Below are 24,859 nucleotides of genomic sequence, written 5' to 3' on the forward strand. Positions count from 1 at the left end.
TCTGGCGGCGAATCTCGATGTTGAAAAGAGTCTGGATAGCGATCTCGCTCGCCGTTTTAACTTCGCTCGCGGCGGGCGCTCTTGGCCAAGAAGCGCCGCGCGAACGCGCGGATCTGATCATCAGCGGCGGCCTTGTGGTGACGATGGACGAGCGTTTTTCGGTGATCGAGGATGGCGCCGTCGCCGTTCGCGGTGAACGAATCATCGCCGTCGGACCGCGCGAACAGATCGAGCGACAGTACCAAGCTCCAACGGTGATCGAAGCGCGGGGGCAAGCCATTATCCCCGGCTTGATCAACGCGCACACGCACGTCCCGATGACGCTCTTCCGCGGTCTGGCCGACGATCTGGATCTGGATGAATGGTTGACCAAGTATATCTTTCCGGCAGAGGCGAAGAACGTCAGCGAAAGCTTCGTCCGCGCGGGGACGCGGTTGGGATTAGCTGAGATGATCCGCAGCGGGACGACGACCTTTTGCGATATGTACTATTTCGAAGATGCGATCGCTGAGGAGACCGCCAAGGCCGGAATGCGTGCCGTGCTCGGCGAAACGCTGATAGATTTCCCTGCGCCTGACAACAAGACCTTCGCCGGCGCGCTCCGCTACGCCGAAAGTTTCATTCGGCGCTGGCATGGCCATGCGCTCATCGTCCCGGCGATCGCGCCGCATGCGCCCTACACCGTTTCGGAAGAACATCTGCGAGCGGCGCGCGCTTTAGCCGATCGACTGAAGGCGCCCCTGATCATTCACGTCGCCGAGACGCGCAAAGAGCTGGAGGAGATCAGACGGCAGAAGGGGGCGACGCCGGTCCAGTATTTAGCGCGCATAGGGTTCTTGAAAAACGATGTGATCGCGGCTCATCTGGTCTATGTCGATGATGATGACATCGCTTTGTTGCAGAAGTTCGCGGTCGGCGTGGCGCACAATCCTCAATCGAATATGAAGCTGGCTTCGGGCATCGCACCAGTGCCGAAGATGCTCGCGGCCAAGCTGGCCGTCGGCCTCGGCACGGACGGCGCGGCTTCGAACAACGATCTCAACTTGTGGGAAGAGATGGATACGGCGGCGAAGCTCCACAAAGTGGCAACGCTCGATCCGCGCGTCGTCTCGGCGCGCGAAGCTCTGTGGATGGCGACGATGGGCGGCGCACGCGCGCTCGGTCTAGCGCGCGAAGTGGGATCGCTCGAGGTGGGCAAGCGCGCCGATCTAGCCATCGTTGCGCTCGATGGTTTGCATCAAACGCCGCGCTACGACATCTATTCGCAGCTCGTTTACGCGACCAAAGCGGCCGATGTGCGTACGGTGATCGTCAACGGGCGGATCGTGATGCGCGATCGCCGCCTGTTGACGCTCGATGAGGCAGAGATCAAGCGTGAAGCCGAGGCTTGGCGCGCGCGCATTGAGCGCAGCGTGCGGAACGGGGCGGCGAAAGGGGCGCCACGGGGTTGATTTCTTCCGGCGAAGCGGCGATAATCTTCGACCACAACGTACTCAATTCAATTGAGCGAGCTTGATTTAAGCTCGCTTTTGTATTTACGGAGCGTGGGAGATGAAGCGAAAGCTGATCGCGCGTCGCCTCGCGCGGCGATTCCTCTTCGCAACCTGTTTGTGCGCGTCGTCGTTCATCGTCGGCGAAGCGCAAGATGCACCTGATCTCAATCAACATCTGGCCCGCGCGCGCGCGCTGGCTGCCGTCAGTAAGCTCGACGCGGCCATCGCCGAACTGGACGGCATCAGGCGCGGCGCCGGAGATGATGTCGCTCGCGATGTCGCCACCATCATGCTGATGGGGATGCAGTTCGAGCGCGGCGATTACGGGCAGGCGCAACTTCTTCTCGACGAAGCCTTCAACTTGCGCTCATCGCGCGGCGAAAAGTCGAAGCAATTATATTTCGCCTTGGCCGGACAGTTGATGAATGGGGCGCGTGCGCGCTTGGAGCGCTTCCGCCAGTTCGGGCTCAATGTGCGAGCCGATGATCTGCCGGATGAGGTGCGCAAGGATCTGGACCAGTTGCGACGTTTGCTCGAACATGTCATCGAACAAGCGCAGCGGATTCGGGCCGAGGGCGGAAGCGATTCCGAGTCGGCAGCGCTCATCGAAGATGCTGCCGGAGCGCGCATGACCCTGGCGCGCGACGCCGCAGAGCGCGCCGCTTGGCAAGCGCGCGTTGCAGAAGCGCGTCAGTGGCTGGTCATAACGGAACCTCGCCTCGCCAGTTTGAGGCCTGTAACTCCACCTGGGTTCGACCTGAGCGGGCGCGCGATGGGCGGATCGGCGCGCTTCTCTGCTGCCGATGCTTCGCGCGAAGCCTCAGTTCGTGCGACGGGACTCGACGAGAGCCATTCGACGCCATCGGCCTCAACGAGCGCGTCGGCGCAGGCGAAGTCCGCTGCGCCCGCGAGCGAAACTATGCGGGATGAACGTTCGATGGATGGCTCTCCCGACGAGCCGAAAGAGATCGGAGCCGATCTGATCGCTCGCGCGATTCAGCGGGTTCCCCCCATCTATCCGACTCCGGCGAAGATAGCGCGCGTCACTGGAACCGTCATCGTTCATCTGATCGTCGGCGAGGATGGAAATGTAGAGAAGGTGGTCCGCTCTACTGGACCGGCGCTCTTGCGCCAGGCGGCGGAAGAGGCTGCGCGGAGATGGCGTTTTAGGATCGACACCGTCAACGGAAAGAGGGTGCGCTTGAGCGGGTTTATAAGTTTCACCTTTTCGCTCTAGGCATGGGATTTCGGGCGGAAGGAGTTAGAGGCGAAGGCGGCGATGGCGATGTCTGCGGCCAAGGCGCTCGAGGCGCGAGAGTTGAAGGGAGATCTCACGATCAAGCTCGGGCGAAGACTCATCCAGCTCACCCATCTCGATAAGATCTATTGGCCGGACGATGGCTATACGAAAGGCGATCTGCTTCGTTACTACTTCAAGGTCTCGAAATACATCTTGCCCTATTTGAGGGATCGCCCGCTCATCCTGAAACGATATCCTGATGGCATCGAAGGGGAATCCTTCCATCAGCATGATGTTGACGAAGCGCCGGAAGATTTGCGCTTGGTTTCGATCGAGATGGGTGATGGGCATAAGGTTGACTATCTCGTCGGCGGCGATCTGGCGACGCTGCTTTATACCGCGAATCTCGGCGCGATCGAATGTCATCCTTGGCACTCGCGCATCGATAATCTAGACCGCCCGGATTGGATCGTTTTCGATCTCGACCCTGGAGAAGGAGCGACCTTCGATCGCGTGTGCGAAGTGGCGCTCAAAGTGCGCGATCTTCTCGAGTCGGTAGGGCTCGCCTCTTATGCGAAGACCTCTGGATCGCGCGGCATACACGTCTTCGTGCCGCTCAGAGCTGAGCACGACTACGATCAGGCAGCTCGTTTCGCGGCGCGGATCGCTTCCGCCGTCGCCCGCGAGAATCCGGCGATCGCTACGGTCGAACGTACTTTGCAGAGACGCCGTGCCGGGCAGATTTATGTGGACCATTTGCAGAACGCGCGCGGAAAATCTATCGTCGCTCCCTATTCCGTGCGCCCGCGTCCAGGAGCGACCGTCTCTACACCTCTCGAATGGCAAGAGGTGATAGATCGGAAGATCGGGCCGCAGGATTTTACGATCGAAACCGTATTGCAGCGAATATCGGAAAAGGGCGATCCGTTCAAACCTGTGCTTCGCCAAAAGCAGCGCCTTCGCCAAGCGATCAAAAAGATCGGGTCCATGTGAGCTTTCAGCATCCACCTCTATCTCTCTTGCTGCGCGTAACCGCAAGGCGCTCAAAAAAGATCGGGTTCATGTGAACGATGGGGACCGATCTGACGAATCTGGCCGAGAACCCGCACCAAAGAGCATCGGACCAAGGCGCGCGGAAGACAGCGGAGGGGACCACCTCTTGCTCCCTCATTTCGATTTGCGAAAAAGCACTCGCGGCACCACGTGCGGCAGTTGATGCGTTCGCCTCTTGCTTGCCCCTTCCTTTCGATCGGCGAAAAAGGGTCTTGCCAAAACCGCGCTTCGGTAAGAAAATGGGCAACGATTGCGGGCCATCCCCACGATGGTTCCGCAGCGTTGACCGAAGAGTGGAAAGATCTCTTCACTTTAGCGCAGTTCGTTTACATCGATCCTCATCACATAAGTTATGGCCGCTCATAATTCCCACCGTGGCGAATTAACTTATAGGTTGCTCGAGATCCCTCTGCTGCTCGCTGAGCGACGACTTTCGCAGCGCGAACTGGCCCGGGAATTGGGCGTCAGCCAGCGCACCGTGAAACGGTGCATCGATGCTCTTTCGCTGACCTATCCGATAGAAGAGGAACGCGAAGGGCGCGAGGTCTATTACAGTCTGATGGGCGGGCGATTCGTCCCGCCTGAGTTCACTCCGGCTGAGTTAGGCGCGCTGCTGTTAGCCGAGGAGGCGCTCGGCGAGACGGGATTGACGGCGATCGACTCGCCCTTTGCCGCGCAGTTCGAGTCGTTGATGGCTAAGGTGAGAGCAGCGCTTCCGCCGGTCCTGCGCGAGCGCTTGGACCAGTTAGCGGCGGTCTTCGGTTCGGCCACTTCGCCAGCCAAGGATTTCGGTGCGCACGCGGAGAAGATCCGGCGCTTGGTGGAAGCGGCGGTGGAGCGTCGGCGCGTGCGCATGCACTACCATGCGTTGACGAGCGACCGGGTGACCCAACGGCTCTTCGATCCGTACGTGATCTATTACGATCCGGACGGGGCGACGCTCAAGGTGATCGGGCGCGATCACCATCGCGGCGGGATCATCCCATTTTCGATCGACCGCATCCGCCGTTTGCGTTTGACGAACGCGAAGTTCGAACGCCCGGCGGATTTCGATTTGCGGGAGTTTCTCGCCGAGAACTGTTTCAACGGGATTCATGGCGAGCCGATCACGGTGCGCCTGAGGGCGCGCGGGGTGACGGCGCGCATCTTCGCCGAGCGGGTGTTCCACCGAACGCAGCGAATCATCGCGCGCAAGCCGTCTGAGGGGGAGAAACTCGAGGAGATAGAGATCGAAATGCGGGTTGCGCGCGGGCGCGGGCTGGCGAGATTCATCTTGAGCTGGAGCCCGGATGTCGAAGTCCTCGCGCCCGAGGAGTTGAGGCGGGAGATCGCCGAGGCATACGAGCGGGCTCTGGGCCGATACAAAACCAAAGTCGAAAAGACTGAGGTGTGAGGTCTGTTGACCAAAGCGATTAGATCATTCTCAACAGGCGATCAGCGGGCCGTAGAGCTGGCTGCGCTGCGCGACGCCGGGTTGACCAAAGCGACTAGATCATTCTCAACGGGCGATTGACGCTCTATGGTCGAAAAGGCTGAGGTGCGAGGGCTGTTGACTAAGGCCGGATTAACCGAAAAGGAATAGTGGGCAAGTAGAACTAAAGCACATCATCGGTGGATGAAAGCAACCTACTTGCTTATCGCTGAAAACAGAAGCCCTGCAGAGACGACGCAGATCTTGAATGGGGCGTTTGGCCGCGGACGTGCCGCTGCTCGCAGGGAAGTTTTACATGTGAAGACAACTCGGGTCTTGAATCAGGAATGGCAAGCATCTTCTTGCGACAGCCAAAAGCGGCTTCTAGAAGCCGAAAGGTTAACAAGTGAAAATGTTGGGAAAGTTGACCGTACTTGTCGGTGGTCGGGTCTATCCTCTTAGTCGTGCAAAGCCCCAGTGTGACGTCCAGTGGGAGTGATGGGTGGCGATATCGCTGATAAATAGGATAGCAATCGAAAGCGAGAGTAAACGAAATGGTGGAGGGGAGCGGAAAACATGACCCAACCAGAATTTGATCGAATCTTTAAAGCCCTGACTGGTTACAACCCGCTTTCTTGGCAAAAACGGCTTTACGAAAAGCTGCTCTCGGGCGATGTCCCAGCCTCGATCGATTTGCCGACCGGAATCGGTAAGACTTCGATCATCGTAATTTGGCTGATTGCTTTTGCCGTGCAGGCAATTACGCGCAAAGCCCCGTGCTTGCCGCGCAGGTTGATATACATCGTTAATCGCCGCACCGTCGTGGATCAAGCTACGCAAATTGCGGAGAAGATCCGAAAGCGGTTGCTTGGCCAAGAGGAGGTCAGCCCAGATGAACGGGCAGTCCTTGATTTCCTAAAAGCAGCTTTGCAGCAAGTCGCCGCGATAGAAAAAGAACTGCCGCTTGCTATTAGCACTCTCCGAGGCGAACTCGCCGATAATGAGGAGTGGAAAGCCGATCCTACTCGTCCCGCCATCATCATCGGCACCGTAGATATGATCGGAAGCAAGCTGCTCTTTTCTGGATATGGCGATAGCTACCGGATGCGGCCTCACCACGCCGGACTGATTGGCCAGGATGCAATCATCATTCACGATGAAGCTCATCTAACACCTGCCTTCAGTGAATTGCTTTGCGCAGTAAAAGCAGAACAGCTACGGAGCAACGAACCTAGACCCATAAGGATTATTGAGCTTTCTGCCACACAGAGAAAAACGCAAGGCGAAAAGTTCTGTCTTGAGGAAGAAGATTCGCAAGACGACTTTGTGCAAACGAGGCTGAATGCCGAGAAGACCCTTCACATTCATAGGGTAGAGCGGGGAAAGCTCGTTGAGAACATCGTCGAGCGCGCGAAAGACTATCAATCTCACCGAAGCAAGATCCTAATTTATGTCCATTCACCGGAACAAGCAAAAGAGATAGCGAGCAAGTTGAAAAGAGCACTTGGCCGAAGCGGCGGCGATCGAGTGGCACTGCTCACCGGAACCATTCGAGGCTACGAAAGGGACCAGCTCCTGCAAAACAATCGTGTGTTCCGGAACTTCATGGATGCACAGAGCCAGATCGAAGAGACGCTTTATCTGGTCTGCACCTCCGCGGGCGAAGTTGGAGTTGATTTGTACGCGCATCACTTGATCTGCGATGCGACGACATTGGAGTCATTGATTCAGCGGTTGGGGCGAGTCAATCGCGATGGGCAGCATCAAGCTCACATTGATCTGTTCGTGGAAGAAGAAGAAACACAAGGACCATATCTTGCGACCGTGGAGCTTTTGGAAAAGAGGTTACCCAAAAAAGGCGACGGCTTCGATGTCAGCCCGCGGGCCTTGATGGAGTTGCTGAACGGACTGAACGATCTAGAGAAAGAAGAGGTCTTTTCGCCCGAGCCCAAGATCATTCCCGTCACGGACCTTTTGCTGGATGCGTGGGCAATGACCAGCATCCGCGAAGAATTGCCTGGCCGCCCATCTGTCGCAGCTTATCTTCATGGGATAGAAGCAGCTCCACCCGAGACTTACCTGGTTTGGCGTTCCGAAGTGAGATTTCTAGCTGAGAGCGAGATCTCGGAAGACGATATAGGCGAATGGTTCCAGCATTGTCGCATCGAAAGTCGCGAGCGTTTGCGCGACCTTAGCGATCGGGTGTTCAAAGAGCTGAAGAAGCTCGCCGAGCGTCACAAGGAAGCAGACCTGCCGGTACTCATCATTGACGATCGCGGCGAAGCAAAAAGGAGTTCTTTACAAGAGTTGGTGCAAGGAACCGAAGAGGCTATTCGTTTTCGTACGATTGTATTACCAGCAGAGGCTGGCGGATTGACCGAAGAAGGAATTCTCGATGGTAACGCAGAGCCGAGAAATGGCTTAGATATTCTAGGTCACGACGGAAAATCCCTTCGGTTGATCGTTGAGGGCGCTGGAGAAATATACCGATACCGCGAGCTAAGCAGTGGAGAAGAGTACACCGAACTGGATGATGAGTATAAATCGATCAACAAAGCAGTACGGCAAATCTCCAAAAATCTCAGCAAATCAGTTTCTCTTATTCTTCCACTGCGACTTCCGGTCGAAGGAGACGAAGAAGCCACAGCTCGCTACCTGGTATTATTGGCGGAAGCCAAGCAGGCGGCTACAGACGACCCCGAGTTGGCGAGTTACGAATCTGCCCCAAGGCTCAAAGACCACTTGGAAGTTGCCGCTGAAGTCGCTAGTCAGATTACCGAAAGCTTGGGGCTGAGTGACTCATTAAAAAAAGCGGTCATAGAAGCGGCGAGGCTTCATGACCTTGGCAAGAATAGAAAATGCTGGCAGTCAGCGGTTTTCAATGATAATCCAGACGATCCTTGGGCAAAATCTGGATCTCAAGGCATGGATTGGCGACGGCTCGCGGGCTATCGCCACGAATTCGGCTCCCTACTGGACGCTAAGGAAAAGATAAGGGACCATGAGGAGCGCGATCTCATCCTTCATCTCATTGCCGCTCACCATGGTCGCGCCCGACCACATTTCGAGCCTGACGCCTGGGATATGGAACGCCACACAACCACCGAAAACGAAGATGAGGCTCACGAAGTCATGCGCCGATATGCGCGTTTGCAACAGCGCTTCGGGCGATGGGGACTTGCTTGGTTGGAGTCGCTGGTTCGCTGCGCCGACGTTGTTGCCTCGCGGCAAGCAGCACAACAGGAGGACAGGGGAGATGAGTAACCAGCTCGGCTTTGCGGTCAACGTTGATATCTTAAACCCAGGTCAGTTTTTTGCCTGTTGCGGACTATTGGAGCTTGCTCATCGGTTATGGCCTGGAATCGAAGGTCATTTTGAGGCTCGGGGAAGCCAGGCCAGCTTTATAGTCCAGGCTCCTACTAGTGATGGATTGAAATGTCTACTAGATCATTTATGCCGGTGTGATATCTCCGGATTAACCGAAGAAGAGCAACAGGAAAGGCGCCAATTAGAAGAACGAAAAAGGCAAAATAGGTTGTCAGATACTGAGGAGGAGCGCCGAAAAGAACTAGGAAGACAGGCTAGAGAGGGAAAACTTTACCTAAAAGATCCTTTCCACTTAACATTGGATTGGTGGCAAACGGAAAGCGAAGATGTCTCTCCCAAAACCTGGGCAGGCCGCCAAGAGATTCACAAAATAGCACGCGCAGCGCAAGAGGCACTTTGTGAAGCCCTATGCAACAACCTAAATTTGTCCAATCTGCTTGATTACGGTTGCGTTCTAAGAACGCCATCTGAGTACGCTCAAGAAACCCGCGGTACAGCGAAGCCTGTAGAACCCTTTTGCTTTGATGCCAGAAGGTATGTGCATGCATTAAAAGTAGGTTTTTCTCTGGATCTTCAAGATGCGGAGATCGTAGCTTATCCAGCAGTTGAATTGCTCGCATTGATCGGTCTCCAAAGATTTCGCCCTGTACCCTCGAGCGAAAGGTGGTCGCTTGAGTACACCGCTTGGTTCCAACCGCTCAGTGCAGTTGTTGCGGCGGCTGTTGTCAGCGGGGCTATCCCGTTGGCGCAGTCTAAAAAGTACCGATTCCGATTGCTGTTTCGTGATGATCAGAAGCGCTACAAGGCTTTTGGTCGAGCATCGAAAATCTACTCAATTCAATAGGAGGTCAAACCATGAACGATTTACTGACAAAATATGACGAGTGGCTTAACGATGGCAGCGAGGTCGCGGCACTAGTCTTGCGCCAGTGGCTCATGCCTGTCGAGGGCAGAGATGCGGTGATCTTCCCGCCGACCTATGCCAAACCCGAAAGAGTCAAGGAAGAAGATTGGCTCGGGTACAACATTGACCGCTTCTCCGATGGCACGAGCGTCTGCCAGATTGATAGCGTCGGTTCGCAGGCGAACAGGATCGAACCGATTTTCAAAAGGACTCCATATAGCAGTCTTGTGCCACAAATCACCATCCGAGCAGGCGGAAAAGAGATCAACCTGCTTGATGCGGGGCAACGAGCTGCTGACGCCATCGTGAGGTTTTCGACCCTTGCAGATGAACTCAGGTCGGCTTTCAAAACTTGGCAGGACGACGGAAACGCCGAACCGCTCGCCAAAATAGCGCCTACTTCCATCGTCTTCGGTAGCTGGGACTCACGCGAGACACAGGCAAAGCTTCCTCGCGTCTTTCGTTCCGTCATTCGTGCATTCAACGTTGAAGTTCTCCATCGTTCAGCGCAATACATCCCACCGATTGACTATGTAGTGGAAAATCTGGTTGATGCTTCCACGGATCAGAAAAGATTATCCGAACTCGGTTTTAGCCACGCTCCGGCACCGTGGACGCATGGCGGAGTGATCGCCAAAGGTGGGATCCGTCGGGATGCAACATTGAATCTTGTTGCTATCCGAACTTTAGGGACTGGCTCAAATGGGAATCCGCTCAAGTTGAGAAGGTATATCTTCGGTCTTGCTTTGGTGGGTCTTACTGCACCCCAGGACTTCAATCTGCGCGAAGGTTGTCAACTGGTCCTTGACCAAGAAAATCCCTCTGAATGTTCTCTTGTTCGGTTCAATGGTTCGCGAGAGGAATTTAAACTCTCTCACGAAGATGCACTTCGCTACGCTCAAGAAGCAGCGAAAGATTTCGGGGTTGGGCAGAATAAGACCGGGGAGTTCAGCCCAGAATTGGCAAAAAAGCAATTGGCAAAAACAAAGGAAGATCGTAAAGCCGGACAGCGAAAAAGCACTGCAACCTCAGCCGAAGCCACTTCCGATCAACAACAAACATCCGGAGGAAATAACAATGGCTGAATACTTATGCATCTCCGTTACCTTCCTCGACGATTTGTTTCACGGGAAGGTGAGCGACGAGGAGCCGGAGTGGCCGCCATCGCCCTGGAGATTATTCCAGGCGTTCGTAGCCGGCGCGCTGACAGGTTGTCGCAAGAACGGTTGGCCCGACGAGAGGGCGGAAGCGTTGTGCTGGCTCGAAAAGCAACAGCCGCCGCAGATCATCGCTCCCGAGGCGATTGAATCTACGCCCTACACGCTCTTTGTTCCAAACAACGACAGCGATAGAGAACCTGAGCGAGGAAAGCGTCTTACATCGAAGATGGTCCGTCCGCACCGGATGATCAACGGGCAAACGTTGCACTACGTGTGGAGGATTAATGATGAAGAATTGAGATCCGCTCAGCAGCATGTGAATGTTCTCATTCGAGAAGCGCGACACATTCTCACTCTCGGATGGGGAATAGATCAAGTTGCGTGCAGCGGAAAAATCCTAAGCGAAAAGGAAGCCACTCAACTGAATGGGATTCGCTGGGTGCCATATCCTGAAGTGTGGATACCACAAAAAGTACGCCGAGTCCCTATCGAAGGATCCCTCGATGATCTCTTGCAGTGCTACGAGACATTCTGCAGGAGCGTAGGAGAACAGTACCGTGCGCGTCAAGAACCGATCGCTTTTCGGGAAGTTGCTTACTTGACAGTTACAGAAACTCCACCAAGATCCTATGCATATTTTGAATTGCGGCACTACGATGGCGACAGGTTTGCGGTCTTTCGCCAGGTAGATGCGGTCAAAGTGGCGGCTATGCTTCGCCATCTCGCTTGCGAAGAAGCCAAGCGCGATTCTCATCCGTTTCCCGGTAGCTCCGATCGTTATGTGGCCGGCCACACGATGAACAAAGACGACACCTCGCCGCGCTTTTCTTATCTTCCGCTGCCTACGGTGGGTCATCCTCACGCTGATGGAATGATTCGACGGGTAGTCATAGCTGAACCCTTTGGCGGAGATGGGCGTCATGCGCAATGGGCTGCGCGACGGTTACAAGGCTGTTCTCTTACAGATGATACGGGCAGTGAGCGAGCGGTCCTGTTTCGCGCCAGAGAGGATCATGTTTTGCGCTGCTACCTTGGCCCATCGCGATTTTGGTCGAGCATCACTCCGGTCATCCTGCCAGGCTTCGATGATGGGAAGTATAAGAAGGCCGAACGACTTCTGCTGAAGGCCATCGAGCAAGCCGGCATACCTATAGGAGCAGTAGAAGACGCCATTCTTCGCAAAGCGCCGTTCTGGTCCGGATCGCAGCATCCGAGCCACTATCACAGGCCGGATTATTTGCGCAATTACTCGGCCTGGCATGTGCATGTGAGGTTCAAAGGCGATTTTCGCGGCCCAATTGCTTTGGGCCCAGGCCGACATTGTGGATTGGGTCTGTTGGTAAGCGAGAGAGTAGAGTGAAATAGCCGAGTGATGTTAGAAAGGAGCTTTTATCGAAAAGCGGGTGAGATTCTATGAGCAACGCGCCGTATCGAGATCTTGTTGTGCAAGCGTTGGCTATTGCCCCATCAGAAGCTAAGTTGTGTCGGGCGAGTGTGGCAGCGACTAAGATTGTTGCTTTCCAGAGCAACGACCTTACAACCCAGAGCATAACCGTCGCACGTTATGCACTCGAGTCGCGCGCTTTGCCCACAGTCCAGCAAGCGCTTCCTATCGCCGAACAGGTGCGACGGGCGCTGATTCGCAACCGCGTTGACACCTCTCATTCGGAAGCGATCACGGGCAAGACCAAAGAGGGTGTGCCTCTACAAGGGCATCGTCACGCACATTACTTCGTCACCGACGAAGACGGCGATGGATACTTGGATCATCTTACCATCTATGCTCCTTGCGGCTTTGATCGAGGTGACCTCGAAGCACTCACACGCACGCGCACGATCTTTCGTCGCGGTAGTCAACCTGACATCCGAATGATGCTCGTCGGATTGGGCGCGCCGGGAGATTTCTCGCAAAATGTCGGGCTTTTTGCGCGGGCGCGGAAGTGGCGTTCGGTGACGCCCTTTTCGCTCCCGCGCTTTGCAACCAGAGGCGCCGGAGGACGCCCGCGCCCGCGCGACCTGCCCGAAGCGCAACTTATGCGCGAACTGAGATTGCGAGGATTCTCGGAGCCAATTTCGATTCAACGCACCCTGGGATTCTGGACCAGAGACGGTCAGTTGATCTCATGGTCCCAGTTCGCGGCTGAGCGACTCAACGGCAAGAGGGGATACGGCATTTGTGGATTCACGATTGAGTTCGCAGAACCTGTCCAAGGCCCACTTGCTCTCGGTTTCGGGTGCCACTTCAGTTTTGGATTATTTCTCCCGTTTGAGCAAGAGTGAATATGTTGATCGCAGGCAAACTCTCAGGAATCCAAGATTTTCTGTTCGATGTGGCGGCAGAGGGAGGGGCGCAGGCGAAGCGTTTGCGCGCGCGCTCATTCTTCATACAGCTTTTGACCGAAACGCTTTGCTTGCGGGTTGCTGATGCTCTCCAACTCGATCTCCAAGAATCGCTTGTTTTCTGTAATGCCGGAAAGTTTCTGCTTTGCGGCGAAGGGAGGCTGGAAGATCTCCGGAAAGTTGAGAGCGAAATAAACGAAGAGCTTTTGCGCATCGGAACAGGCAGACTTTCGTTTGCTCTAGCCGTGGCGGAGGAAGGGGCCGACTCAATTATAGACAGTTACCGCACGGTCATGCAAAGATTGGGCTTCGCTAAAAAGCGTGCATGGGCGAGCGCTTGCGCTCCTGAAGGAAAATGGAAGACGGAGAAGTTAAAGTTACAGCCTATCAATCCACCGTGCGAGCTCTGCCGCCAAGAAAGGGCAGAAAAGGAGGATCGAGATGAAGAGATCCTCTACCGCGTCTGTAAAACCTGCCACGACATGCGCCGAATTGGAGAGCAATTAACGCGCGAACAGAATAAGTGGATTATTCTGTTTCCTAGCCAGAATGGCGAATTCAGTATCGGCAGTTGGACATTCGATTTTAAAGATAAACCGACAATCAGTGATAACGAATATGCAATATCGCTTGCTGGATCTGTGGGCACGGCGTCTCAAAAAAGGATTTTGCAGCGACGCTTGGTGCGACATATTCCTCGAAAAGACCGTGGACCAGTTGAGTTCGTTGAATTAGCTGAAAGAGCGAAGGGGGATCGTTTGCTTGGCCTTCTCAAAATGGATGCAGATCACCTTGGACAACACATTCATAATCTACTCGCTAAGGCGCGTGATCTTTCACCACTCTCATCTTTCAGCCGAGAACTGGACGACTTTTTTGCCGAGACTTTGACAGCGAAGATGAAAGAAGAACCCTGGCGCAATCTCTACACCATTTTTGCAGGAGGTGATGACCTTATGATTGTCGGTGCATGGAACGAGGCTTTTGATTTCGCGGCAGAGATTCAGAAGATTTTTGCCGACCGGTTCAGCAGCCGAGGTCTGACACTTAGTGGTGGATTAGCGATCTTTAAACCGAAGTTGCCGATCAAAGCCGTAGCTGCAGAAGCTGACGAGTTGCTTTTCAAGGCGAAAGAGACTCTCCTTCCGGGCGAAGAGAAAAGTCGTGATCAATTTGCAGTCTTCGGCCAAGTTTGGAAATGGCGCGATCATAAGGAAATTACCAAAACAGCGAAAAGTCTAGTTCGCTGGATTGAGGAGAAGAGATTCAAACGGGGGTGGCTTCACACTTTGCTGTGCTTGGCATTGCAACGCCAGGCCGAACCGCAACGGTCCGAAAGCAGACTGGCAACGGCTCACCTTGCCTATTTTTGGACACGCAATTTTGATCCGAAAGATTGCGAAGTGTGGGAGTTCGGCAAGAAATTAGTTAACCATTTCGATGCATTGGATACTGTTCAAGCCAAGTATCTTCCAGCAATAACAAGGTATGCGTTGGTTGCCACAAGAGGTAAGGAGGACAGATAAGCTATGAACAAGCAAAAACATCAACACAGCAAGAGTGGGTTCAATAAACCCTTTGCACAGCATTTTCAGCAAATGCAAGCATCCGGCTCATCGCAAGGTCATTCAAGGGAGAGATCACTTGATGAAGTTTGGGGAGGAAGTTATCTGCAGAATGGCTATTTCGATGGGAACGGTAATCTCCTAGAAGAGCTAGTACGGCGGGATAAGCTTACACCCTTGATTGAGGCGATGATCAACTCGCAACCAAAGCTCACAAGTAGTCAGCTACGCCGGTTCTTCCAGCACTGCCGTGCCATCGAAACTCGCATCCTTTCCCAGACATCAGGTTGGGAGAAACAAAAAGCAGAATTTCTCAAACTCGACGCCGCGGCAGCCGATGCTTATGGCAAGCAGGAGAAGAAAATCCCGAAGATCTTCCATGATTTCATACAGCGAAATGTCGCTGCTGTTAAAACGGAGAAGGACTTTATGGAGGGTTTCTTAAAACACTTTGAAGCTTTAGTAGGCTTTGCAACCCAGCATTTGGAAAAGGAAAGGAGATAACCTATGAAAAAGCTAGGACAAAAGCAAATCACCGGTACAATTTTTCTGGTCAGTGGCACGCGTATCGGCGGGAGTGACGATCTTCTGCAAATCGGTGCTGTTGACTTGACCGTAATCAAACATCCTACGACGCGCAAACCCTATTTGCCAGGCTCTTCGATCAAGGGCAAGATGCGCTCGGAATTTGAGAAGCGGCTAGGAAAATTCAGCGGACGAGATCAGAACGAGCCGTGTGGATGCGCGGATTGTTTGATCTGTCGCGTCTTCGGTCCTCACAAGAGACCGAATCACAATCTGGGACCATCCCGCATCATCGTTCGCGACGCACAACTCATCGAGGGTGGTGACCTTGAGATCAAGGCGGAAAATATCATTGACCGTAAAACGGGTACCGCACAGCATCCACGCAAAGTAGAGCGCGTTGCCGCAGGTGCGAAATTCAAATTCAGCATTGCCGTCCAGTACTGGGATTTAGATAACGATGTCCGCTATAAGAGCGAAGCAGGCGCTGATGCGCTGGTTGAGTTCGTTAAGGATGGACTTCGGTATCTCGAAGAAACGGGCATCGGTTCAGGGACGAGCAAGGGCTATGGCCAGATAGAGTTTCAGGACCTACGCCTCGATGGCACTCCGTTCACACTTTAAGCGGGGAGGCAGGCAATGAAGCTTTATCGAATTAGAATGCGTCCCCTGTCTGCGTGGCGCACTGAATGGCAATCGGATACAGTCGCTGGGCTCCTGTGTTTGATGGTCTCTCGCTTCGATGGTGCCGATACGCTGCGAGAAGAGATCCTGCGAGAATGTGAAGCTGGGCGCCCGCCGTTTGTGTTGTCGGACGCATTTCCTTTGGATTATTTGCCCGTGCCGGAGATCGCTCGATTCTCGCTCAAAGGAGAATCTAAAAAACTAAAAAGAGCCTCTCTGCTCACGCGAGAAAGTTTTCTGCGCTCGCAACGAGGCGAAGCTCTAACCGGAGAAGATCTCTTAAGCGATGAGATCGTTTGCCGGACTCCCCACCTTCACAATACGCTCGACCGTCGAAGCGATACGACCGGTGCTGCAGGCAGCTTGTTTTCCGTTACGGATTACTTTGGCACTTTGCCTGAAGAAGAGTTCTTTCTGAGTATCTACGCGCGCGTTCGCGATGATTACTTGGAAAGATTGCGCGGACTATTTGGCCGCCTCGCTCAAAATGGGTTTGGAGCGGACATCTCCACGGGCAAGGGGCAATTCGAGATCATTTCAGATTTAGAAGATGCGAGCTGGCTCGACGAACTGTGTAACAGTGATCCGGTGGAAGAGCGAAAAGGCGTTGTTGTGTTGTCAACCTTTCAACCGGCTGAAAGTGATCCGGTGGACGGCGTTTGGGAAAGCTTCGTCAAGTTCGGCAAGATTGCTCCGGATTTCGGCACGGATCAAGTTTTCAAGCCGCCCATGCTGATGTTTCGTCCGGGCGCTTGTTTCAAAACGAACAGTACTAAAGGGTTTTTGGGTGGAATGGTAACAGTATCCAGAGTTAGAACAACCGAGATAAAACAACTTTGCTATGGTTTGGCTGTTCCGCATGTTTGGAGGGAGGTTGTATGACAAGGAAATTCGTTTTGTCACCTGTTGGCACGAGCATTTTAGCCAATACTGCACGCCTGATAAAGGCTGATGTGCAGAAGATAATTCACAACTCCAACGTGAAGAGTGAATCCGACATCTCTGCAGACGATCTTTCTGTTTTGCGAAGGGTTATCGAGGAAGCAGAAAACAAGCTTAAAGACGCTGATTCAGCAACAGCGGCGAAGATGTCGGCTGAATTGAACGGCATCATCAAAATCTATAGTGGAGCCTTCAATCATCAGGGCGATTTTCACCTTCTGCTTTGCACTGATACATGGTTAGGGGAAGTCACAGCCAACATCGCAAAAGATTGGCTGACAGGCAAAGGGGTAATCGCCGAAGTGCGTCGCCAGAAAGATTTGCGAACTGACGACCTTTCGTCTTTTCAGGTCGCTCTAGCTGATATCGTGCGTTTTTGCGAAGAGACAGCTGAAGGTTACAGAAGGAATGGCTACAGAGTCATCTTTAACCTGACAGGCGGCTTCAAAAGCGTGCAAGGATTTTTGCAGACGCTGGCTTTGTTCTACGCAGACGAGACTTTTTATGTTTTCGAGTCAAGTGAGGAGTTGCTGCGTATTCCACGACTGCCGGTCAAAATGGATGCTGAAAACACTGTTCGCGATCATCTCCAAGTGTTTCGTCGCCTCTCCCTGGGTCTGCAAGTTGATCAAGAAGAAATAAAGAAGCTACCCGAAACCTTTCTGCTTCAGGTTGGGAACGAAAGTGCACTTTCTGAATGGGGCGAGCTTGTTTGGCAAAGGTCGCGCGATTCGATTTACAGAGAGTGCGTTTTCCAATCGCCTTCGGATCGAATCGTTTATTCCCAGAGCTTTATCAAAAGCATTGAAGGACTTTCTCCTGATCGTCTCATTCAGATCAATAAAAAGGTTGATGACTTAACCCGCTACCTTGAAACTGGTCAACATGTTCAATCGCTGGATTTCAAAAAGTTGAAAGGAGACGAACTCCTTCCCTCAACTCATGAGATAGATGCTTGGCACGATCAAGACGCCAAGCGTATCTACGGGCATTTTGAAGAGGACAAATTTGTTTTGGACAAACTTGACAAAAAATTGGGATGAGCGAACACAGAAGATTGCTTTTGCTTAACGCCGCTATCCTGACGAGCTACGGCAAGTTCAGGTTTGAGCGAATCAAGCCAGACGAAGCACGTCAGCTAATTAGAGATTTTGTTGTAGAGGGGAAAGAGATTGTCTCAGCCATAGGACACGCTTCTACGGCTGAGATTCTGTCTGAGTTGTTCGAGTACTCGGTCCAAGTGCAGAGAGTAAAAATTGAGCAGACGCCGACTGATGTTGCGTTAGTTTTTCGCTTAAAAGGGCGACTGTCCGAAGGGCAAATCTTAACACGCAGCGAAATCGAGCAGATCGGCTATGAGTTTGGAAGACTTGAAAGGTTAGATACCGAGTCTTGAAAGACGCTGTAAGGCCGTTCTATCAAAGGGAAATTGCTCGTCCCGGACAAAGCGAAACTTGAAAGATGCTGGAAGGCTGTCGAGAAATTCGCGAAATCGAGATAAAGCTGGTAGAAGTATTGACTGAGCAAAAACCTAGCCTCATCAGTGAGCTCACCTTGACCGAAGAAGATATGTGCCTTTTGAAGCAAGTTGTCTCAAATCATGCTCTGGCCGCGGTTGGAAGCTCCACCTCATCTGTGAAAATAGAAGATATCGCTCCGCTAGTATTTTCTTGTTACTTGGTGGTGATGGGTGTGGAAAACTATGACGAAGGTACTTTCTGGAAAGCAATTGAAAAAGCTTTGGGACGAAGCGGCCCACAATGGCAGAAGCGTTGGGGTGAGGTCTTTCTCGAAACGCTGAAAAAGAATCATTTGAGCATTTTCTACTTCCAAGGAGCGCATAAGTACGTCTCTCAAATCCTCGCGCATGGCGGCATACCGGATTCTTGCCTGCAGGACTTCTTTGAAAAACTTCTCTGGCCGACAGTTAATGGAACATTCGATGCCGATCCAGGACGAGCTGAAGAAATCATTGCCGAGTGGCGCTTGAAGCCAAGTTTATATCAATCCACTGATCGGCCAGTTCGGCGATTTATCGAATCGGGCGGGAAAACCGCTGCAGATTTCCTCGCCCGCTGCATTGAGATGGCTCGCATCGCTTATGATGAGGAGATGGTTCCACAAGCATCGGAGTTAGGTCTTCCAATTAGGGTCGTCGAGAGGTTCAAAGAATGGCTCAGCGAGAGGAGCGATCTCAAACACTCTAAACGAAATATGATCTTTCGCCGTCCGGTCATCTGCCTTGATGATTACGGCGAAGTGCAATGCATTTTGCCGGAACAAATTCTGAATGAGAATAGCGAAACGAAAGAACTACGTTGTCGAATTGTCGCCGATGAGCATGAATTGTTTTCTGAGCAGATACCATCCTACAAAAGGCAGAAATGTGTACACACAGAAGAGAGGGAATTCTATTTGCCTCCTGCGAAGAAATATGAAGTCATCTTGCAAGGCGAGGCAAAGCGTTTGCGCGAGTGGAGCTTCGAAGGGATGCATTCTGACAAGTGGATGGCGTTTGATGAAGGCAGGCGACTGATCACAGCCCAAGAATTGCCAAGAGATAAATTGTGGGTAGTTGTTCCGGATGGGATGGTTTTCAATCCGGAGGTTCCGGTTTTAGGAAGGATAAAGGGGACTGGTCAGTGGGATGACTATGTATTTTGGTGCGTAGATACTTCCAAAGCCGAAAACCTTTATTTGTGCGACAGGTTAAGCCACAAGAAAAAGCTACCATTGCGATCTGAAAGAGAGCCATACCTAGATGGCACGCCGCTACCTTCTGTTCAATCACGAGGACTGACGGTTTATGCAGGAAGGTTGCCCGAGATAGTCATACCACTTGCTTCATCTGATGAGATATCACGATGGGATTTGTTTGTTGAGCATCTGAGCGATTCGGCAGCGAAGCAGAAAAAATGTCTTCCCCTTCGCAAAGTAACCGGATCCGGGGACGATGGAAACTCGGCAATAGTTTCACTCAATGATGAGCAATTGATCAGAGAAGGCAAGTTAGGAATTTATCGCGTCAAAGCGCGCGGTCCACTCGGTCGAGATAAACAATTCGATTTCGCCTTCGTTCAGCAGTTGGAATACGAGTTCGACAGGCAGATTTACTTGGAAGGCGATGAAGTTAATCTGACGCTGCTCATCGATCCGCTTTGTGAGCTCGAATCGAGTAAGGATGAAACAAAAGTCAGCGGAAATAACGGTGTGTTTGAAGTGGTCTCTTCCAACTGCTTACAAGCGTTAGAATTGAATTTGAAACTTGGTGAGATTGAGCTACCGCTTACGTTCGACATTCCTTGCCTGCGCTGGGCTTTACGTAATGAAAGCAGATCTTTCAGTTGGAGGTCGGATTCCATTGAGATCCAAATCGACGAGTTAGAGGCTAATGAAATAAGTTTGCGCGTGTGGGCTCCTCTCCCGAGTGGCTCACTAGCTGAATTATGTCTTGATGGAACGAGTCATGCGATAAAAGAAGAAATTCGCAATGGCAGGGTCCAATTTCATTTGAGGCAGTTTCTAGATTCATTAAGAGGCTTAGGCAAGCCTTTAGCCTGTTTTTCTCTGCGTTTTCCAGGGACACCTTTGGGAAATTATTCATTATACCCGCTTCAAGTCAGAACTTGTTGGACAGTCGAATCCTTTGATTATGAACATGAGCGAATAGGAGAAGTGCGCACTTTGATTCTAGGCTGGCGGGACAAGGGGTGCGTTCGGAATCGGCGCCTGCGCCTGTGGGATTTGTGGCGGCCTTGGAGGGAGCCAACTACTTTCGATATCCCTGATGGCAAATCGGAGCTAGAAATAGAATCACATGTCTATGATCTTCCTGCTGGAGTGTATCGCGCAGAGTTTTACGTTGAAGACGAGTATTGTACACGGCAACGCTCACTTTTCGTTCCGAGCGTGAATGCGATGATCTTTGACATTCAGATAGAACCAGCCGGGGATATCGCAACAGAAGGAAGTCTATTTCAGTCTTGGCTCACGCACAGACTTGCCGGGAGAGATTGGGCTTTTGATTCGGCTTATATGCAAATTGGGCTAGAAGATGCAGAGTGCCTAATTCATACGATGGTCGTAGACCGAGAAAAAGCAAAATCGCTCTGGCGTGCAATGCCCGAGACCATAAGACAAACCCTGCAAGATTATCTTCGGGAAGTTATCAAGTGTTGCGCTGAAAAGTGCCGTGACGATGAAAAAGCGCTTTTGCTTGAAGTTTGCAAGCTTTGTCGAATTTGTGATCAATCTCTCATCCCTTTCAAGCCCGGGACCAAAGTAAGGGTCGAAGGAAAAACAGCGGAGTATAGAGGCATTAGATGTCAAAACCAAGAAGACTTCATCTGGCTCAAGTACAGCGATAGTGAACGAGGGATCCCGCTTCGTCACTTAGATGAATTAAGTCCAGAAAACGACGATGCTCCTCTTAGCAAGCTAGAACCAAAAGGAAAAACTAGAAAGGGGAGAGAAGAATGCAGCAATTGAACCCATTCAATGTAACTAACAAAGTACGTGAAAGCTACGTTCGTTACTTGAGGACACTTTATCCAATTAGCGACCCTGAGTTGCGAAAGCAGTTTGAGGAAACCCTATCCAAAGAAGAAAAATTCGTAAAAGGACCTTATCTGGAAGCCACTCCGCCATACCGATTGGGCAAGACTCTTCGCGAGTTGATTGAGGAGAGACTTCTCTCGCCCCTTTTTGCTGAGTTGGATAGCAAAGAGTTGCCCTTAGATAGACCTCTCTACAGGCATCAGGAGGAAGCGATACGAAAGATCATTAAGGGAAGGAACCTGATTGTTGCCACAGGCACCGGGAGCGGTAAGACAGAAGCATTTCTCATCCCAATTCTTCATCACCTCCTGGAAGAGAAGCGTCATGGTACTCTTTGTCCGGGCGTGCGCGCTCTTTTATTGTACCCGATGAACGCGCTCGCCAACGATCAGTTGAAGCGCTTGCGATCGCTATTACGGAGATGCGAGGTGATCGCTTTCGGTCGCTATACGGGCGAAACGCCCCAAACGAAGCGAGAAGCCGAAGATGATTTTCGAAAGAATTTCCGCGGCGAGCCTCGAATCCCAAATGAGCTACTGTCGCGCGAAGAAATGCAAGCCTCTCCGCCGCATATTCTGCTTACCAACTACGCCATGCTCGAATATCTGCTCCTTCGCCCGAAAGATTCGGTCTTTTTCGATGGCGAATTCGCGCGATTCTGGAAATTCTTGGTGCTGGACGAAGTTCACACCTACGATGGTGCCAAAGGCATAGAGACAGCGATGCTGATACGACGGCTCAAAGATAGAATTGTGCGAAGCGAACGAGGTCGGTTGCAGTGTATAGGCACGAGCGCCACACTCGGCGGAGGGAGAATGGATTTCCCGCAAGTGACCAGATTCGCTGAACAGCTCTTCGATGAGTTGTTTGAGTGGAATGAACAAGATGACTCCAGGCAGGATGTAGTCGAAGCGAGCCGCGTATCTCAGAATGAGTATCCGCAACCGTGGGGAGCACCGAAGGCCGAGTTCTACTTGAAAGTCCGCGAAATCCTAAACTCGGATCCAACCAGCTTAAGTGCCGTTGCAGCGATAGCGCGGAAGTGTGGCATTCCTGAAGAAGTAATTTCCTTGGCGGAAAAAGCTTCCGATTCAGCGCAGCATTTCCTATTCGAAGTTCTCAAAGGGGATGCCAATCTCGCAAGGTTGCGGGCGTGCCTTGTCGAAGGATCTGGCGTTCGTCCCGTTCTGCTCGCGAAAGTAGCTGAACAGTTGTTTCAAGGCGAAGGAGACCCTAATTCGTTCATCATTGCTCTGATTGATCTTGCAGTTCAAGCTAGACCTAAGCAAGAGCATGCGCCACTGCTTCCAGCACGATATCACCTATTCGTCAAAGCTCTTGAGGGCGGGTTCATCGCACTCGCGCCCAAGAAGAAGCTGTTCCTCGATCGTCAAGAGAAGGTAGATCATCATGGAGAGGAGTTCGTCGTTTTCGAAGCAGCAACATGCAAAAGGTGCGGTGCAATTTATCTCGTTGGGTTGCCTGAAGGTCGCCGCTTCAAGCAAACCCAGAAGATCACCGAGGAGAATCAAGAAAAAGCTAAGCTCTTTCTACTTGAAGAAAGGGTCATTGATACGGCAGATGAGGATGAGGAAGTAGCAGAAGCAGGGATAGACACGCAAGACTCACTCGAAGCTTATCACCTTTGCATCCGGTGCGGCGCGATAGATAAAGTCGGCAGCCTTAGTCCGATTTGCGATTGCGGCGGGCGATGGCAAAGACGGATCATTAAAGCCTCGAACGAAAAGGGCGTGGTGACCCACTGCCGGGCGTGTGGTGCGCGCAGCCAGAATTTGGTGCATCGGTTCTTAACTGGTCAAGATGCGCCAGCAAGCGTTCTGGCGACAGCCCTTTACCAAGATATCCCTGAGCGCGAAGTTCAACTTTCTAAAACTCACGAGGAAGACGAATACGGAGAGGACATGAATTGCACCCGTGCGCGGCGTTTGTTGATCTTCTCTGACAGCCGACAAGATGCAGCTTATTTCGCTCCTTACCTTGGCGAGATAACCTACCTGCCGATCCTTTGGCGTCGTTTGATGGTTCTGACCTTGAAAAAGTATGAGCATCTCGTAAAGCAGAATCTGTGGGGAGTAGGCGATCTTGTGGAATATATGCAGCGTGAGGCGGAACAATATAAACTCTTTGAAACGCATTTGAGCCGTCAACAGCGCATTGCTGAAGCCTGGAGATGGGCGCTGTTGGAGCTAATTGCTCGTGACCAACACAACAGCTTGGAAGGGCTCGGACTCGTGAGGTTTTCGTTGAAGAAACCAGATGGCTGGACGCCCGGCAAAACTCTCTCCGGTTTACTTACACCTCCGCCTTATGCTCTCACGCAAGATGAGATTTGGGAACTTTTCGAGACGCTACTTGATAGTTTTCGCCTGCAAATCGCTATAGCCTTCCCAGACGAAGTCTCGCCTGAAGACGAGATTTTCAAACCTCGTAACCGCAGTTATTACTTCCGACAGTTCGGTGCTTTGCCAAAAAAGGGCGTGTTCAGTTGGAGTCCTTCTGGAGCGAGCAAGATGAATCGGCGGATAGATTTCGTTCAGAAATTGTTGAAGAAGTGCGCGCCAGCTGGCGGCGTGTCGCCGCAAGAGGTTCTCAATTTGATCTGGAGGAGTTTTGAGCAAGCTTCTTTCTGGAAGCCCTATTTTAGCGATTCACAACTTCCAGAAGCAGGACGTGTTTTGCAAATTCGCCACAATTTTTGGCAAGTGATCTCAGGTGAAGACGCTCCATGGTACGTGTGTCAGACATGCGGTAACATAACGACGAGAAGCCTGAGAGGCGTTTGTCCAACCTACCGTTGCGAAGGGGAGTTGAAAGCATGCGATCCGAGCGAGGTAAGAAGAGATAACCACTACCGGCACCTTTATTTGAATCTCGAGCCAACACGCATGGAGGTCAGAGAGCATACGGCACAGCTTACAGGTCGTGCTGCGTGCGAACTTCAAAACGATTTCATGCGCGGCCAGGTCAATGTGATCAGTTGCTCAACGACCTTCGAGCTGGGTATAGATGTGGGATCGCTCGAAGCTGTGTTCTTGCGGAATGTTCCACCAACGCCGGCTAACTACATTCAACGCGCGGGACGAGCTGGCCGTCGGACGGATTCCACTGCATTCGCTTTGACTTTCTGCCAACGTCGTCCGCACGATCTCAAGCACTATGCCGAGCCGGAGAAGATCATCAAGGGCACGATTCCGCCTCCAAGGTTTGAGGTAGGCAACGAAAAGATCATTCGTCGCCACATCCATGCTGTTACCCTTGGCCAATTTTGGAAGCAGTACAAAGAAACCTTCGGCACGGTGGAGAGTTTTTTCTTCACAATCGGAGGCGCGGAGATCAAAAGTAGCGAGGAGTTCTTTGAAAAACACCCGCTGATCAGCTTTCTCCAAGAAAAACCCGCAGAGCTTCAACAAGCCTTGAAGCGAATACTTAAAGATCAAGCTGAAAGATTCGACTTAGAGAATTGGAAATGGCTTGAAGATTTCGTCTTCGGCCAGAACAGCGCGCTTCGCAAAGCCATGGATGAAGTCTATGATGATATTCGACAGCTCGAATCATACAGAAAGGAGTTAATCGAAGATAACAAACCTTCCGATTATATCTTGAGGACTATCACGACAATCAAAGACAAAGATGTGCT

At 52.2% G+C, this 24,859-nt stretch carries 16 protein-coding genes and 1 pseudogene; all 17 read left to right on the forward strand.

Annotated elements, in window-relative coordinates; genetic code table 11:
- Window positions 1–17: 17 nt before the first annotated feature.
- The gene (locus PYK22_RS07530; protein ID WP_041975851.1) at window positions 18–1,451 is read left to right on the forward strand and encodes an amidohydrolase; all 1,434 of its coding nucleotides are present in this window, start codon (window positions 18–20) and stop codon (window positions 1,449–1,451) included.
- Between the two features lie 100 nt (window positions 1,452–1,551).
- A complete protein-coding gene (locus PYK22_RS07535; protein ID WP_041975854.1) occupies window positions 1,552–2,730 on the forward strand; it encodes an energy transducer TonB in 1,179 nt (392 codons plus the stop codon).
- A gap of 48 nt (window positions 2,731–2,778) precedes the next feature.
- Entirely contained in the window at window positions 2,779–3,726 is a 948-nt protein-coding gene (ligD, locus tag PYK22_RS07540) for a non-homologous end-joining DNA ligase (RefSeq protein ID WP_162199817.1), read from the forward strand.
- 412 nt (window positions 3,727–4,138) lie between these two features.
- Window positions 4,139–5,179 (forward strand): helix-turn-helix transcriptional regulator, encoded by a 1,041-nt coding sequence (locus PYK22_RS07550; RefSeq protein WP_041975858.1) that lies wholly within the window; start codon window positions 4,139–4,141, stop codon window positions 5,177–5,179.
- Between the two features lie 594 nt (window positions 5,180–5,773).
- Window positions 5,774–8,461, forward strand: coding sequence for a type I-G CRISPR-associated helicase/endonuclease Cas3g (gene cas3g, locus PYK22_RS07555; protein WP_041975859.1), 2,688 nt, complete (start codon window positions 5,774–5,776; stop codon window positions 8,459–8,461).
- Window positions 8,454–9,368 carry a type I-G CRISPR-associated protein Cas8g2 gene (cas8g2, locus tag PYK22_RS17230; protein ID WP_157770744.1) on the forward strand — a complete coding sequence of 305 codons (915 nt, stop codon included), beginning with the start codon at window positions 8,454–8,456 and terminating at the stop codon, window positions 9,366–9,368. The genes cas3g and cas8g2 overlap by 8 nt, the downstream gene beginning before the upstream one ends.
- Window positions 9,369–9,379: 11 nt before the next feature.
- Window positions 9,380–10,513: a type I-G CRISPR-associated RAMP protein Csb1/Cas7g gene (gene cas7g, locus PYK22_RS07560; protein ID WP_041975861.1), complete on the forward strand. Its 1,134-nt coding sequence runs from the start codon at window positions 9,380–9,382 to the stop codon at window positions 10,511–10,513.
- Window positions 10,506–11,948: a type I-G CRISPR-associated protein Csb2 gene (csb2, locus tag PYK22_RS17235; protein ID WP_083437695.1), complete on the forward strand. Its 1,443-nt coding sequence runs from the start codon at window positions 10,506–10,508 to the stop codon at window positions 11,946–11,948. Before cas7g ends, csb2 (PYK22_RS17235) begins: the two co-directional genes overlap by 8 nt.
- Window positions 11,949–12,001: 53 nt before the next feature.
- Entirely contained in the window at window positions 12,002–12,868 is an 867-nt protein-coding gene (csb2, locus tag PYK22_RS07580; RefSeq protein WP_083437696.1) for a type I-G CRISPR-associated protein Csb2, read from the forward strand.
- Between the two features lie 2 nt (window positions 12,869–12,870).
- Window positions 12,871–14,454, forward strand: coding sequence for a type III-A CRISPR-associated protein Cas10/Csm1 (gene cas10, locus PYK22_RS07585; protein WP_041975867.1), 1,584 nt, complete (start codon window positions 12,871–12,873; stop codon window positions 14,452–14,454).
- A gap of 3 nt (window positions 14,455–14,457) precedes the next feature.
- Window positions 14,458–14,997, forward strand: coding sequence for a type III-A CRISPR-associated protein Csm2 (csm2, locus tag PYK22_RS07590; RefSeq protein ID WP_041975868.1), 540 nt, complete (start codon window positions 14,458–14,460; stop codon window positions 14,995–14,997).
- Window positions 14,998–15,000: 3 nt separating this feature from the next.
- Window positions 15,001–15,642, forward strand: coding sequence for a type III-A CRISPR-associated RAMP protein Csm3 (gene csm3, locus PYK22_RS07595; protein WP_041975869.1), 642 nt, complete (start codon window positions 15,001–15,003; stop codon window positions 15,640–15,642).
- Window positions 15,643–15,657: 15 nt separating this feature from the next.
- Window positions 15,658–16,584, forward strand: a complete 927-nt coding sequence (gene csm4 / locus PYK22_RS07600) for a type III-A CRISPR-associated RAMP protein Csm4 (RefSeq protein ID WP_157770745.1) — start codon at window positions 15,658–15,660, stop codon at window positions 16,582–16,584.
- Window positions 16,581–17,687, forward strand: coding sequence for a putative CRISPR-associated protein (locus PYK22_RS07605; protein WP_041975871.1), 1,107 nt, complete (start codon window positions 16,581–16,583; stop codon window positions 17,685–17,687). The genes csm4 and PYK22_RS07605 overlap by 4 nt, the downstream gene beginning before the upstream one ends.
- Window positions 17,684–18,040, forward strand: a complete 357-nt coding sequence (locus tag PYK22_RS07610; RefSeq protein WP_041975872.1) for an STIV orfB116 family protein — start codon at window positions 17,684–17,686, stop codon at window positions 18,038–18,040. The genes PYK22_RS07605 and PYK22_RS07610 overlap by 4 nt, the downstream gene beginning before the upstream one ends.
- Before the next feature lie 65 nt (window positions 18,041–18,105).
- Window positions 18,106–21,132: a hypothetical protein gene (locus PYK22_RS07615; protein WP_041975873.1), complete on the forward strand. Its 3,027-nt coding sequence runs from the start codon at window positions 18,106–18,108 to the stop codon at window positions 21,130–21,132.
- A pseudogene (locus PYK22_RS18335) lies at window positions 21,120–24,305 on the forward strand (DEAD/DEAH box helicase); the annotation flags it as partial. The gene PYK22_RS07615 and the pseudogene PYK22_RS18335, both read left to right, overlap by 13 nt.
- Window positions 24,306–24,859 lie beyond the last annotated feature (554 nt).

The sequence above is a fragment of the Pyrinomonas methylaliphatogenes genome (assembly GCF_000820845.2).
Lineage (GTDB): Bacteria > Acidobacteriota > Blastocatellia > Pyrinomonadales > Pyrinomonadaceae > Pyrinomonas > Pyrinomonas methylaliphatogenes.